The sequence below is a fragment of the Bacillus sp. SJZ110 genome, assembly GCF_006715455.1.
Lineage (GTDB): Bacteria > Bacillota > Bacilli > Bacillales > Bacillaceae > Bacillus > Bacillus subtilis.
Map to the genome: position 1 here is coordinate 91966 of NZ_VFNF01000002.1, position 13817 is coordinate 105782.

Below are 13817 nucleotides of genomic sequence, written 5' to 3' on the forward strand. Positions count from 1 at the left end.
ACGAAGAAAAGAGCCCGCTTTTTACAGCGGAGCTCTTTTTATTTTTTAACAAATCCAATCAAAATGGAGATCATCGGCGATATATAGAGGAAGAACGTAAACGGGATGTAGTCTATGACTGGAACACCAAGTGCGCTCGCCATAAATGCGCCGCTGACGCCCCAAGGAATCAATGGGTTAATTAATGTTCCGCCGTCCTCTAATGATCTTGTCAGAAATTTTCGCTGGATGTTTCGTTTGTCATATAAAGATTTAAATGATTGTCCCGGTATTAATATTGATAAATACTGTTCGCCGGTGGCCAAGTTGACGCCGATGCTTGAGCAGACAGTTGCTGCAACAAGACGGCCTTTTGAGCGGATGCCTTTCATGACGCCTTCCAATAGTGCAGAAATCAATCCGATTTTCTCCATCAATCCGCCGAGTGCAAAAGCAATCATAATGAGAGAGACAGAGCCCATCATGGATTGCAGTCCGCCTCTGTTAATAATTTTAGCGGCTGCCTCATTGTCAGTTTCGAAAGTTGTGCCATTTTGCAAAGCTGTCATAAACGCCTGCAGGCTGCTGTCGGGTACAAAAATAGCAGTCAAAATTCCCGAGGAAATAATTCCGGCAGTCAGAACGGGGATTACTGATACCCGTTTTATTGCCAGCAAAACGACTAAGAGCGGAGAAAGAAGGGCCCACGGTGTCACGTTTGCGGCATCTTTTATTCCGGTTATGACCTGCTGAATATTCTCGGTTGAAGCAGCGTCCGCTGACACTGATGAACCGAGAAAGTAAAACAGAACGACAGTGATGAGCAAAGCTGGAATGGTTGTGCCCATCATATGGCGAATGTGTTCAAAGATCGGTATTTCGCCTATTCCGGCTGCAAAGTTGGTTGTGTCCGACATCGGCGACATTTTATCCCCAAAACAAGCGCCGCATATGACTGCGCCTGCTGTCCATTCAAGCGGAACGCTAGCCGCGCTCGCCACGCCGATCAGCGCTACTCCGATTGTGCTTACAGTTGTCAGGCTTGAGCCAACAAGTGTGCTGATGATCATACATGAAAACAAAGCAGTCAACAGAAGGTGGCTTGGTTCAATAAAGGATAGGGCATAAACTGTCACAGTCGGTATTGCGCCGCTGTACATCCAGGCGCCGATTAAGATGCCGATCAGCGCTAGAACAATAATCGGCTGTACGCCGTTTTTGATCCCGTCTACAATCCCTTTTTCAATACTCTTCCAGGAAAATCCAAACCATAAAGCTGCTGCTGAAAGCATGACAACACTTAAAAACAGCGGGATATGAGGTTCTACATGAAGCAAGAATAAGCAAGAAATAATAATGCATAACATCAATATAAATAAACCGACGGCTAACGGAAACGTCAGCTTTTTTTGAGAATCCAAAATAACACCCCATATTTATCTTTAATGCTTTTGTGCTTTTGGGCACGAAAGCATTATAACAGAAAAAAACGAAAATCTATGTTTTTTCACAATTATGAATATAAAAGAAGTGAGCACAGGGCGTGCTCACTTTACAATCAGGACGGGTATATCCGATTTCGCTGAAAGCTTTTCACTTACACTTCCGAATATTAGCTTTTTCAGCCTGTTTTGGTCTCTGCTTCCGGTTACGATCATATCGGCAGAAATGCGGTTTGCATGCTCGATAATTGATTCAGCCGGATCGCCTTCTAATATATCGATATCTCCATCTGCCTGCTGTTCATTCAGCATCATTCTTGCTTCGGCGATGACTTCTTCCGTACGGTCTTCATAGATCATTGGCTCAGGTGATGTTACATCCGATATCAGCGGATCAGGAACACTTGTCATGCCTCCGCTGATATAGCTTGCCTCAGCTGCGGGTCTGGGCGGGTCGATGACGGTCTGATTGTCTTTCATATCATGTGAATGGGCGACGGTAATAGCGGCATTTACGGTTTTAGCAAGATCAATGGCTGTCTGAAGCGCTTTCTTACTATTTTCACTTCCGTCAAACGCAACAATGATACGGTCAGCATGGAACATCCTTCTCACCCTTTCAAAGCGTCTTACAACACTACTACCCGAATTTGAGCACCATTAACCTTTTCCTATTCAAGTAATGATTGACAATAAAAGGTTTTGTTTATATGATGATAAAAAGATGAAATCAGAATGGAAGGAGGGTTTGCTATGCCAAGGAATTTGCGTGTTTATCAAACAGTTTCATATTGGCGCGGCAAACCTTTTGTTCTGTTTTCGTGAACGGTTTTTTAGGTCGGACCGCGCGCTGAAAAGCGCTGTGCGTAACATATCGGTTAAAAAAGGCATGGAGCTGACGCTTCATGCCTTTTTTATATACAAAATCTAAGGAAAGACAGGTGTATGGGATGTGAAGACCAATACAGAGGCGAGGGCTGTTCGTGCCAAATTGGATGAAAAAAGCTGCAAGGAAAAAATAGAAGGCGGCTGATGAGGAGATGGGGATAGATGTTTTCAGTTTTGAAAAAGCTTGGCTGGTTTTTTAAGGCGTACTGGCTGCGCTATACGATTGCGATTGTCCTTTTATTAGCAGTCAATGTCATTGAAATGTTTCCGCCTAAGCTCTTGGGGAACGCCATAGATGATATGAAAGCAGGGGCATTTACTGCGGAAGGGCTGCTGTTTTATATCGGTATCTTTTTTGTGCTGACGGCGGCCGTGTATATCATGTCTTATTTTTGGATGCATCAGCTGTTTGGCGGAGCGAATCTGATGGAGAAAATTCTTCGTACGAAGCTGATGGGGCATTTGCTGACTATGTCGCCGCCGTTTTATGAAAAAAACCGAACAGGCGATTTAATGGCACGAGGGACAAATGATCTTCAGGCCGTCAGTTTAACCACAGGGTTTGGCATCTTGACGTTAGTTGATTCTACGATGTTTATGATGACGATCTTTTTGACAATGGGGTTTTTGATCAGCTGGAAGCTGACCTTTGCCGCCATTATCCCGCTTCCAGTCATGGCGATTGCAATCAGTCTATATGGAAGTAAAATTCATGAGCGGTTTACTGAGGCCCAAAACGCGTTCGGGGCGCTGAATGACAGAGTGCTGGAATCTGTTTCAGGCGTGCGGGTGATTCGCGCGTATGTTCAGGAAACAAACGATGTTCGCCGGTTTAATGAAATGACCGCTGATGTTTATCAGAAAAATATGAAAGTGGCTTTTATTGATTCACTGTTTGAGCCGACGGTAAAACTGCTTGTCGGCGCAAGCTATCTGATTGGGCTCGGCTACGGAGCGTTTCTTGTATTCCGGAACGAGCTGACGCTTGGAGAGTTAGTGTCCTTTAACGTTTATCTCGGCATGATGATTTGGCCGATGTTTGCAATCGGTGAACTCATTAATGTGATGCAGCGCGGCAATGCGTCATTAGATCGGGTAAATGAAACTCTTTCTTATGAAACGGATGTGACAGATCCAAAACAGCCCGCTGATCTTAAAGAGCCTGGAGATATCGTTTTCAGTCATGTCAGCTTTACATATCCAAGCTCAACAAGTGACAATCTTCAGGATATTTCATTTACGGTGCGAAAAGGGCAGACTGTCGGGATTGCAGGTAAAACCGGGAGCGGAAAAACGACAATTATTAAGCAGCTTTTGCGCCAGTATCCTCCAGGTGAAGGGAGCATTACATTTTCAGGTGTACCGATTCAGCAAATCCCTCTTGACCGTCTCCGCGGATGGATCGGATATGTGCCTCAGGATCATTTACTGTTTTCACGGACTGTAAAAGAAAATATTTTATACGGAAAACAGGATGCAACTGATAAAGAGGTTCAGCAAGCCATTGCCGAAGCACATTTTGAAAAAGATTTGCACATGCTTCCGTCCGGTCTGGAGACAATGGTCGGTGAAAAAGGCGTGGCACTGTCAGGCGGGCAGAAACAAAGAATTTCGATCGCGAGAGCACTCATGGCGAATCCGGAAATCTTGATTCTGGATGATTCACTTTCCGCTGTAGATGCCAAAACAGAGGCTGCAATTATCAAGAACATCAGAGAAAACCGCAAAGGAAAAACGACATTTATTTTGACACACCGATTATCCGCGGTAGAGCACGCTGACCTGATCCTTGTGATGGACGGCGGCGTCATTGCTGAGAGAGGCACGCATCAAGAACTGCTGGCCAATAATGGGTGGTACCGGGAACAATATGAAAGACAGCAGCTGTTCACTGCGGAAGAAGGGGGAGCAGGGGCATGAAAATAGGAAAAACGTTATGGAGATACGCACTTCTTTATCGAAAATTGCTGATCACAGCCGTCCTTTTGCTAACTGTTGCCGTCGGTGCAGAACTGACTGGGCCCTTTATTGGCAAAAAAATGATAGACGACCATATCCTCGGCATTGAGAAAACATGGTATGAAGCTGCGGAAAAAGATAAAAATGCCATTCAGTTTCACGGCGTCTCATATGTCAGAGAGGACCGATTGCAGGAGCCTGTTTCAAAAGCAAAAGAAGCGCATATTTATCAAGTGGGAATGGCGTTCTATTTTGTTGATCAGGCTGTCAGCTTCGACGGGAATAGAACGGTTTCTGACGGGAAGCTGACGATCACAAACGGAGACAAGAGCCGGGCATATGCTGCCGAAAAGCTGACTAAGCAGGAACTTTTCCAGTTCTATCAGCCGGAAATAAAGGGAATGGTGTTACTGATCTGCCTGTATGGGGGCTTGCTTGTGTTTTCGGTATTCTTTCAATACGGACAGCATTATCTGCTGCAGATGAGCGCCAATCGGATTATTCAAAAGATGAGGCAGGACGTGTTTTCGCACATACAGAAAATGCCGATTCGCTATTTTGACAACCTTCCGGCCGGAAAAGTCGTTGCGCGGATTACCAATGATACGGAGGCTATTAGGGATTTATATGTCACAGTGCTTTCAACATTTGTGACAAGCGGAATCTATATGTTCGGGATATTCACGGCTTTGTTTCTGCTTGATGTGAAGCTTGCGTTTGTATGTCTGGCAATTGTGCCGATTATCTGGCTGTGGTCGGTCATATACCGGAGATATGCGTCATATTACAACCAAAAAATCCGCTCGATCAACAGTGACATTAACGCAAAAATGAATGAGTCAATTCAAGGCATGACCATTATTCAGGCTTTCCGCCATCAAAAGGAAACAATGAGAGAATTTGAGGAATTAAATGAATCACATTTTTATTTCCAAAACAGGATGCTGAATTTAAACTCCTTAATGTCCCATAATCTGGTCAATGTCATCCGCAATCTTGCGTTCGTCTGTCTGATCTGGCATTTTGGCGGTGCGAGCCTGAATGCGGCGGGGATTGTTTCTATCGGTGTGCTGTACGCGTTTGTCGATTATTTGAACCGGTTATTTCAGCCGATCACAGGCATCGTCAATCAGTTTTCAAAGCTGGAGCTTGCAAGGGTCTCCGCCGGGCGTGTTTTTGAACTGCTTGAAGAAAAGAATACAGAAGAAGCGGGTGAACCGGCGAAGGAGCGCGCGCTGGGGCGGGTTGAATTTCGTGATGTGTCATTTGCGTATCAAGAAGGTGAAGAGGTATTAAAGCATATTTCCTTTACTGCGCAAAAAGGCGAAACCGTAGCGCTCGTCGGCCATACCGGATCAGGAAAAAGCTCGATTTTGAATCTTCTGTTTCGTTTTTATGATGCGCAAAAAGGTGATGTCTTAATTGATGGAAAAAGCATTTACAACATGTCAAGACAGGAACTCAGATCCCATATGGGCATTGTGCTTCAGGACCCGTACTTATTCTCGGGTACAATCGGATCTAACGTAAGCCTGGATGACGAAAGAATGACTGAAGAAGAAATAAAAAATGCACTGCGGCAAGTCGGTGCTGAGCCTCTTCTTAAGAAGCTTCCTAAAGGCATTAATGAGCCCGTGATTGAAAAAGGCAGCACGCTATCCTCTGGAGAGCGGCAGTTAATTTCTTTCGCAAGAGCTTTGGCGTTTGATCCCGCGATCTTGATTTTAGATGAGGCAACGGCGCATATTGATACAGAGACAGAGGCCGTGATCCAGAAGGCGCTTGATGTCGTCAAACAAGGACGCACCACCTTCGTCATCGCTCACCGGCTTTCAACAATCAGAAATGCTGATCAGATTTTGGTTCTTGATAAAGGAGAAATTGTTGAGAGAGGGAACCACGAGGAACTGATGGCATTAGAAGGCCAATATTATCAAATGTATGAACTGCAAAAGGGACAGAAACATTCCATTGCATAACGCTCAAAAACCCAAAACAATCGTGTTTTGGGTTTTTGGTTTATGTAGTCAATAAGCCAGTCCGACACGGTATCCGACATACTCACCTGTAACGAGCTCACGATATAAAAAGTCCGCAGTATCGCCGACCGAAATGCTTGTGCCGCCCTCAGGCAAAACGTTACGCTCCGTACGATATACGCCGGTTGCTGTTCCGTCCGGGAGGTAAGTGGGGCAGATGATTGTCCAGTCTAATGATGATTCTTTAAGCATTTCGTATACTTTTGCATGCTCCTTGGCTGCGCGGGTCTGCTTTCGTTTCGATTCATTTGTTTCAAATCGGTATTTTCCCGGTTCATATCGGGAATCTAGGATCCCTGCGGTGCCGATCGTAATAAGCCGTTTGATATGCTGTTCCTCCATAGCGGAGAGAATGTGTGCCATAGCAGTTGACAAGGTATCATCACCATCTGTGCCTAGACAGCTGATCACGATTTCAGCATTCTCCATTATTTTTTTCACATCTTCTAAGCGGCGGGCGTTCCCCATGATGGTTCTGTCTTTTGAAAGGGGAAAATCAGCATGTTGAGATCTGATCAGAGCGAAAATATCAAATCTTTCATCTGCTGCAGCTTGTGTTAAAAAGGCTTGTCCGACGCGGCCGCTGGCTCCTAATAAAGCGATTTTCATCAAAAAACCTCCTCGCCTTTCATTATAAAAGGATGTTCTCAGTTTGAACAGCGCGGGAAAGAATACCTGTACAAATAAACAGAACGATGGGAAACATATTCATGAATCATGGATACACTTACGAACTGAACCAGCTCCCAATTCACAATGGTGATGAATGACACCCCGATTCCCTCCCTTTTTTTCTAGGATATGTGGAGCAGGAAAAAAGGGTGACAAAATAAAGAGAGCGCGGAAACCGCGCCCTCTATAGCCATATATTGAATTGTTATTGAACTCTGCCGCCCATTTGCTGCTGAGCGAAAGATACTAAACGTTTTGTGATTTCTCCTCCGACAGAACCGTTAGCGCGAGAAGTTGTGTCCGCTCCAAGGTTAACGCCGAATTCAGAAGCGATTTCAAGTTTCATTTGATCGATAGCCTGAGCTGCGCCAGGAACTAGTAAGTCATTTGAAGAGTTTTGGTTAGCCATGTGTAAAATCTCCTTTTTATTTAGTATGGTTGGGTTAACTGGAGTTGCACCAATCTGTGAACCCTTCTCGGGTGTCACTGCCGCCTCGGCGTAACCCAATGCTTTGCCGGCTTGTTACTACGTATTATGTTAAAATGGCTGGAAACTCATGCGGAGAATTGTGTGGTAAATCTTGAGAAAGCAAAAAAAGCTTAGCCGTTTAGGCTAAGCTAGTCATAAATATGAAAAAGCATCAGTTCATGTATCTCGTTTGTAAGAGCAGGCTCGTCAGCGCGGGCGGGAAACAAGTCTCCCCATTCAATCTCACCGCTCTTATGATAGATGCCTTCATAATGGGTCCCTTTATAATAAAATGAAATTTTCCATCCGGGCAGCTTTTCTTTTGGGAACAAAGGTTTCCAGCTGAAATGAGAAATCATTACGGCCACGCTCCTTACATTTGGTATCAATTGACCTGAATAAAAACGGCTTATGTTCATTGTATCATTGTTTCAGAACATCATTGAAGAGGCCTTAATATGCAGATTGTCCCAGCTTTGGATAAAGATAAGCCCGCTTTATTAAAAAAGCGGACAGGTTACGAAGGCCACAATGCTTCAGGAGATGTGATTGCCTTCTCAGATAAATATGACGCGTATTCAAAGCTTCTTCGTTTTGTAAGAGAATCAACATGATGCAAATTTGGATGAGAAAAAATGCTTCGGCCTGGGCGCGAATTCGCTTCAAACATCCATACTTTACCGTTCTGATCAATGCCAAAATCGAAACCAATCTCCCCGATAAACCCCTCGATATGATCATGAAGGACATGGCTTGCCGTCAGTGCCGCTGCAGAAAGCTTTTTTATGACCTCAACTCTTTCAGCGGGATCATCGTATACTTCCGCAAGTGTCTTTACAGTGCCGCCGTTAGAAAGATGTGTTGTAATGCTGTTCTTTCCGGAAATTTTTACGGCGATTGCTGTCACTGTCCATTTTCCTTTTCTGTTTTTATTGGTATGGACACGGAAATCCGCTGGTTTGCCGTGAAATTCGATGAGATCAACACCTTGCTGAATGAGAAAGTCGGACGTGTTGTGCTGTTTTTGAAATTCTGCAAGGAATGAGGCGGCATCGGAATAATCAATCGAAGTAAATGTTTTGGCGTCATTCGTATGCTTTACCGTCAGGCCGCCATCTGTTCTTTTCAGCTGATAAATGCCGGTGCCGAGTGCTCCATTTGCCGGTTTGATATAGACTTTTTTGTATGCGCCACAGAGCTCATCTATCAGCTCCACAGACGGTGTCAGCTCGGATCTAGGCAAAAAGGGTGCCGTTCTCGGATCTTTTTCGAGCAATTGATGAACGTTCCATTTATTGAAAAACGTTTTATTAAACCATGGGATCTGATATTCATCGATCAGCCTCTTTTTTGTATGTTGCAAGAGAAGTGAATCTTCAATTTTTCGGTTCGGCAAACGGTCATAAACGACGTTCGGCAATGGAACGATTTTTTTCTCCCAGCCGTTTTCCCTGTAAAGGAGGCCTTCAATCGTGCCTTCCTCCCAATTGATTTGGTGCGCGCCAAAAACGAAGCAGTAGCCTCCGGCTTGCTCGTGTAACGTGACAAGCTTAGAAAAAAAGAGGGAACGCTCCTTAAATGGACGTTCAAGAGATACAGTAAACCCTGCCGTAAAGATGCCGACTAACGGCCCGATATGCACTGTATGATCATGAATCAGTATATCAGCCCTGCTTCGGTGGGGGAGCAAAAGCTCATGAAACAGATTTTCAGAGAGCAGCACGGTTTGTTCCAGATGCCGTCTGTAAGCAACGTGGCATCTGACAACCTTCGTTCCGAATGCGGCATGCAAAAGTCCGTCTCGCTTCAGCGAAGAGGGCAGAAACAGGGTATTTTCACTGGTTTTGTCTATGCCGATCAAAAACCGTTTAGGATTCACGCGGAAGAACTCCTTTCTGGCTTTGTTCAGAAAACAGATATTGGCAGCGCTTTAGGGGACAAGTGTACAGCTGTTCTTTTTGCTCGGGAGAGACACGTAAGATTGACTTCCTGCCAGGTTTGGAATTGATATCTAAAATCCAAATTCTCCCGTCCTTAGCAAGACATATATCAAGACCGAGTTCAAATAACGGCCCGTAGCGCTCGTCAAGATAATACGGAACCGATTGGGTAATCGAAAACACATCATCTAGTAAAACCACTTGCTGTTTTTTCGGTATATCTTCAAACCAGGAGTCAAATGTCAGCGCATCAGATCCGCCTGACAAATTGGCCAGCAGCCCGTGTTTGTATCCGCGTCTTACTGCCTTTCCGACTGTATTCCATTCACCTGCTTCGTTTTTTTCCATAAACAGACGAATATCACAAGGGTATTGTTCCTTATCTTGAATGTTTAAGTAAGGCTGAAGCAAATATTGATGCTGAAGCACTTTTTTGCACCATGTTTTAAAAGAAGTCTGGTTGGAAAACGTTTTTGTCTGCTTATCCTTTCCGATGTGATAAGTAGCAGTGATGTTTTTCTTGCCCAGCTTCAAAAGAATCACGCCTCTGCCTCCCGCGCCGAATGCCGGTTTAAGGATGCAGGCTTTTTCTTTGGATAAAAAGGATTGAATTTGTTCGTAGCGGTTCACCTTTATCGTTTCGGGAATATAGGGATTGATTACAGAGTGCTGCTGCAAATCGTGAAGGACGGTCCACTTATCGGGAAGACCCCGCCCGATAAATTCCGTTTTCGGATATTTTTTGAGCCACTCAACGATTGGTTTTGCTTTTTGGGAATGTGAATCCTTGCCGTAAAAACAGCGATCATAAATATAATCTGGAATCGCCATTTCAGTTTCGTTCCATGTGCTGCTGGCCGAATGATAGACCGATGCTTTGACACGCAAAGTGTCAGGTAAAATATCAAATGGTGTAAACCGGATGAAACGTATGCCGAATTCGGGTGCTCTTTTGGCCAGTTCTGCGGAATAATCCGCTTCATGCTGGCGGGATAAGGACATAAAACCGAGTGTTATCATGGTGAGACTCCCCCTTTTATTCAAAAGCTGCCGGCGGGTGTCCGCAGCTTTACACTAAATACATGTAAGACGAACGCAGCTGACGGTATTCTACTTTACAGAATACGATTCTTCACCTTGCCCTATTCCAAAAGAACAAGCTGATTTTCTAAGAACAGGAATTTGTCTCCTCGTTTGCTAAGTGATTGCATGAGCCTCTATAATACGTATAGGTACATAATCTATATGAAAAAAGCTGAAGCACAGATGGAGGAAGATGAATAGGAATGGGTATTGCAGGAACCTTTATTTTTATGATCGTGATCGGCGCTGCCATTGGAGCGGTGACCAATCATTTAGCAATTCAAATGCTGTTTAGGCCGTATAAAGCGTACTATTTGTTTGGGAAGCGAGTTCCTTTTACGCCCGGGCTGATTCCAAGACGGCGAGATGAACTTGCAAAACAAATGGGACTGATGGTAGTCAATCATCTCTTAACCCCTGAAGGCATTAAAAAGCGGCTCGTCTCTGATGCAGCCAAAACGCAGGCTCTTCGAGTGGGGGAACAGCTGATTCAAAAGCTGTCACTTTCTGAAGTGACAGTAAAAGAAGCTCTTGAAAAAGCCGGGATGAAGCGCCCCGAAAAAGCTGCTGATGCATGGATCAGCAGCTGGACCGATGATAAGCTGAATGAGCTTTTCCGCCAATACGGGGACCAATCGTTAAAAGAGCTGGTGCCTATAGAGGTGCAGGAAAAGCTTGAGGAAAAAATTCCGATGATTTCAGGATATATATTGTCACGGAGTGTCCGTTATTTTGAAAGTGATGAAGGAAAAATCCGTCTTGGCAATATGATTGATGACTTTTTAAAAGAGCGCGGCATGCTTGGAAGCATGGTGCAAATGTTTCTTGGCAATTCAAGCCTTGCGGATCGCGTGCTGCCGGAGCTGCTGAAATTCTTGCGGAATGAGGAAACAAATAAATTGCTTTCTGATCTCTTAAAAAACGAATGGGGCAAGCTGAGGGAGTATACGTTTAATGAAGCAGACGAAAAATGGAATGCAAAGGCGCTCATTTTCAGTTTGAAACGAAGAATGCTGCAAGCATTTTCGACTGCCCCTTTCTTCAACAATACGATTGGCACGCTTACCGTCCGCTATGAATCTGAGCTGACCCAGCAAATGCTGCCGGCACTGTTAGACAAATTGCTTGAAGGGATTTCGTCCAACCTTGAAAGTGTCTTAAAACGGTTGCGTCTTGAGGAAATCGTCAAGGAGCAGGTGGATCAGTTCCCGGTGGAGCGTCTTGAAGAAATGGTGCTGTCCATTTCAAAAAAAGAATTTAAAATGATTACCTATTTGGGGGGCCTTCTCGGCGGAATTATAGGCGCGATTCAAGCACTGTTTGTCATCCTTTTTTAAGAAGAAATGGGTTCTGATTAATGAAAGGATCTCCATAGTCTGTTATAGTGGAGTGGTATGTCAAACGGCAATGATGAAAGGAGCTATTTACAATGGCTGTTAATTTTTATGATGTAGCGTATGATCTGGAAAATGCATTACGCGGGAGCGAAGAGTTCACCCGTTTAAAAAACCTTTACGACGAAGTTAACGCAGATGAATCAGCGAAGCGCATGTTCGAAAACTTCCGTGATGTACAGCTTAGACTCCAGCAAAAACAAATGGCAGGAGAAGAGATTACACAAGAAGAAGTGACGCAGGCTCAAAAAACAGTTGCGCTTGTACAGCAGCACGAAAAAATTTCTCAGCTGATGGAAGCGGAGCAGCGCATGAGCATGCTGATTGGTGAATTGAACAAAATCATTATGAAGCCTTTAGAAGAGCTTTACGGCAGTGTTGAAGGCTAATAAGCAAAATCCCTTCTTGGATAAGAAGGGATTTTTTATTCATTCAGCAAACTTGGAAATCCAATGAATCTTTTACCTCTCCATTGATGATGACTGATAATGTATGAATTCCTTTGTAATGCTTTCTGGTGGTTAAATCCTTAAAGGATTGGATTCTTGTGTATGACTTCGTTTCGTTTTTTCGTATATTTGTTTCTGTTATTTTAAATACTTTCTGATGACGCTGGCCTCTTGCTTTTACAAAATCAATTGCGTACTCAATTCTTACTTTTTGATCCCTGTCTGAATGAATATAGAAAGAAAATTCAAGGCTTTCGCCAATAACTATACGTTTGGGCTGGCATGTTAAATCATGTAGTTGTATCGAATCAGCATTTTCATAACCAAAAAGCGCTAAGGCCTGTTTATCACCCTTTTTTAATAAGGTCCGATAGGCGTGTTTGATAATCCAGTCTGTATGGGGATGTGTTCCGTACCATTGATCTGCGACTTTTCTCAGTAAATGAGGATGCGTTTTTGATATATCATTAAGGTTGTTGGCCACGCTTTTCCTTACATATAAGGACTCGTCCTGCATCAGCTTCTCAAGGATCGGCAATACGGGGGAAGGGTCCGATTTCAAAGCCGGTATCGATTTTCCCCATGGCAGGCGGGGCCTGCTGCCTTCGCTCGCAAGTCTTCTCACGTGTTCATTTTTATGCTCAGACCATGCAAGCAATTGTGCAATCATCTTTTCTTGATCTAACAGCAAAAAAGGCCTTACAGCAAATTCTGAGGTCGAATATTGCGTAAAGTATTCCAATGCCTTTATTGATTCTTCCCAATGCGCTAACCCGTACTGTTCCACATAATCTGGAAATAAAATTCCGCTGAGTCCTTTAAAATGAGGGGCTGTATCCCGTAAAATTGTGAGCGCTTCAACGTATTGTTTTGGCAAAGTTTCGTATAAAGAAACTGTCACGCGGCGCATCCGCTCTTTTAAAGTGAGTTCAGGCCAGTCCTCCAGCCGTAATGTACCCAAGAATCTGTTTTTGTTAAAATCAGGATAGGATGACCTTACATGATGGATCAACTGAGATATCAGTTCTTCATTATATATTTCTTTTAAATCAGCCATATAAACACCGCTTTTTCGTTTATTATTTATATTGTATGGGAATGTACGTTCTGGATCAAGTGTATAGTCCTAAAAATTAACAACTGATCCTACCACGGATATACAAAAGTTGGTTACTTTTTTTAGTTAAAAAAACCCTTGTCATCGGAAAGGAAAACTGAGATAATAACATTGAAAGCGCCTACACTTACCTATTTCAAATGGATACGGTCGCATATCATGCCGTTATATAGAGGGGATAAGCAACAGAGAGTAAGTGTTCGGAGCGCATCATTGGTCAAACAAGGGGTTCCTGATACATGATTTTTCGTAAATCGAAATAACGATATTAGGGAGAATGGCTGCTTCGATCGTATCCTATCAACAAGCCATACATAAAGTCTGCTGAGCCAGGCTTTTTTTGCTTTAAGAAAAGGTTGTTCTAAACACAGAGACAGGGTCATATC

At 43.8% G+C, this 13817-nt stretch carries 14 protein-coding genes; 5 read left to right on the forward strand and 9 right to left on the reverse strand.

Translation table 11 applies throughout. The features are described 5' to 3' along the window. Positions 1–38 precede the first annotated feature (38 nt). Together nhaC and FB592_RS05995 are read right to left on the reverse strand one after the other, a co-directional pair. Positions 39–1400 carry a Na+/H+ antiporter NhaC gene (gene nhaC / locus FB592_RS05990; RefSeq protein WP_049140665.1) on the reverse strand — a complete coding sequence of 454 codons (1362 nt, stop codon included), beginning with the start codon at positions 1398–1400 and terminating at the stop codon, positions 39–41. A 126-nt stretch (positions 1401–1526) separates the two neighbouring features. Then, on the reverse strand, positions 1527–2027 hold the full coding sequence (locus FB592_RS05995; RefSeq protein ID WP_015252456.1) for a universal stress protein: 501 nt from the start codon (positions 2025–2027) through the stop codon (positions 1527–1529). 163 nt (positions 2028–2190) lie between these two features. On the opposite strand from FB592_RS05995, the gene FB592_RS06000 reads away from it, so the two are divergent. The 3 genes from FB592_RS06000 to bmrD all read left to right on the forward strand — a co-directional run bounded on the left by FB592_RS06000 (position 2191) and on the right by bmrD (position 6247). Further along, the gene (locus FB592_RS06000) at positions 2191–2352 is read left to right on the forward strand and encodes a hypothetical protein (RefSeq protein ID WP_010886461.1); all 162 of its coding nucleotides are present in this window, start codon (positions 2191–2193) and stop codon (positions 2350–2352) included. Positions 2353–2471: 119 nt separating this feature from the next. Further along, on the forward strand, positions 2472–4229 hold the full coding sequence (gene bmrC / locus FB592_RS06005) for a multidrug ABC transporter ATP-binding protein BmrC (protein ID WP_003245157.1): 1758 nt from the start codon (positions 2472–2474) through the stop codon (positions 4227–4229). Then, positions 4226–6247, forward strand: a complete 2022-nt coding sequence (gene bmrD, locus FB592_RS06010) for a multidrug resistance ABC transporter ATP-binding protein/permease BmrD (protein WP_103804001.1) — start codon at positions 4226–4228, stop codon at positions 6245–6247. Before bmrC ends, bmrD begins: the two co-directional genes overlap by 4 nt. A gap of 48 nt (positions 6248–6295) precedes the next feature. On the opposite strand, the gene FB592_RS06015 is transcribed toward bmrD, so the two are convergent. The 6 genes from FB592_RS06015 to spaC all read right to left on the reverse strand — a co-directional run bounded on the left by FB592_RS06015 (position 6296) and on the right by spaC (position 10408). Then, entirely contained in the window at positions 6296–6916 is a 621-nt protein-coding gene (locus FB592_RS06015; protein WP_014479319.1) for an SDR family oxidoreductase, read from the reverse strand. Between the two features lie 38 nt (positions 6917–6954). After that, a complete protein-coding gene (locus tag FB592_RS06020) occupies positions 6955–7080 on the reverse strand; it encodes a hypothetical protein (protein WP_003245136.1) in 126 nt (41 codons plus the stop codon). Positions 7081–7184: 104 nt separating this feature from the next. Continuing rightward, entirely contained in the window at positions 7185–7388 is a 204-nt protein-coding gene (gene sspB, locus FB592_RS06025) for a beta type acid-soluble spore protein SspB (RefSeq protein WP_003233287.1), read from the reverse strand. 209 nt (positions 7389–7597) lie between these two features. Continuing rightward, positions 7598–7816, reverse strand: coding sequence for a YheE family protein (locus FB592_RS06030; protein ID WP_010886462.1), 219 nt, complete (start codon positions 7814–7816; stop codon positions 7598–7600). A 149-nt stretch (positions 7817–7965) separates the two neighbouring features. Continuing rightward, the gene (gene yheD / locus FB592_RS06035; RefSeq protein ID WP_038829273.1) at positions 7966–9327 is read right to left on the reverse strand and encodes a spore coat associated protein YheD; all 1362 of its coding nucleotides are present in this window, start codon (positions 9325–9327) and stop codon (positions 7966–7968) included. Further along, on the reverse strand, positions 9317–10408 hold the full coding sequence (spaC, locus tag FB592_RS06040; RefSeq protein ID WP_032725304.1) for a spore coat associated protein SpaC: 1092 nt from the start codon (positions 10406–10408) through the stop codon (positions 9317–9319). Before spaC ends, yheD begins: the two co-directional genes overlap by 11 nt. Positions 10409–10674: 266 nt before the next feature. Between spaC and FB592_RS06045 the strand changes: the two genes are divergently transcribed. Further along, the gene (locus FB592_RS06045; RefSeq protein WP_021479649.1) at positions 10675–11808 is read left to right on the forward strand and encodes a DUF445 domain-containing protein; all 1134 of its coding nucleotides are present in this window, start codon (positions 10675–10677) and stop codon (positions 11806–11808) included. 92 nt (positions 11809–11900) lie between these two features. Further along, the gene (locus tag FB592_RS06050) at positions 11901–12254 is read left to right on the forward strand and encodes a YlbF/YmcA family competence regulator (protein ID WP_003224239.1); all 354 of its coding nucleotides are present in this window, start codon (positions 11901–11903) and stop codon (positions 12252–12254) included. A gap of 43 nt (positions 12255–12297) precedes the next feature. Here the strand turns inward: FB592_RS06050 and FB592_RS06055 are convergent, their stop codons facing one another. Continuing rightward, positions 12298–13371 (reverse strand): DNA alkylation repair protein, encoded by a 1074-nt coding sequence (locus FB592_RS06055; protein ID WP_003233279.1) that lies wholly within the window; start codon positions 13369–13371, stop codon positions 12298–12300. Positions 13372–13817 lie beyond the last annotated feature (446 nt).

What these genes read in the sequence shown, in the direction of transcription:
- FB592_RS06015 (WP_014479319.1), bottom strand. Translation starts at nt 6,916, where the DNA reads ATGAAAATCGCTTTATTAGGAGCCAGCGGCCGCGTCGGACAAGCCTTT.
- bmrC (WP_003245157.1), top strand. Translation starts at nt 2,472, where the DNA reads ATGTTTTCAGTTTTGAAAAAGCTTGGCTGGTTTTTTAAGGCGTACTGG.
- sspB (WP_003233287.1), bottom strand. Translation starts at nt 7,388, where the DNA reads ATGGCTAACCAAAACTCTTCAAATGACTTACTAGTTCCTGGCGCAGCT.
- spaC (WP_032725304.1), bottom strand. Translation starts at nt 10,408, where the DNA reads ATGATAACACTCGGTTTTATGTCCTTATCCCGCCAGCATGAAGCGGAT.
- FB592_RS06055 (WP_003233279.1), bottom strand. Translation starts at nt 13,371, where the DNA reads ATGGCTGATTTAAAAGAAATATATAATGAAGAACTGATATCTCAGTTG.
- FB592_RS05995 (WP_015252456.1), bottom strand. Translation starts at nt 2,027, where the DNA reads ATGTTCCATGCTGACCGTATCATTGTTGCGTTTGACGGAAGTGAAAAT.
- bmrD (WP_103804001.1), top strand. Translation starts at nt 4,226, where the DNA reads ATGAAAATAGGAAAAACGTTATGGAGATACGCACTTCTTTATCGAAAA.
- FB592_RS06045 (WP_021479649.1), top strand. Translation starts at nt 10,675, where the DNA reads ATGGGTATTGCAGGAACCTTTATTTTTATGATCGTGATCGGCGCTGCC.
- FB592_RS06050 (WP_003224239.1), top strand. Translation starts at nt 11,901, where the DNA reads ATGGCTGTTAATTTTTATGATGTAGCGTATGATCTGGAAAATGCATTA.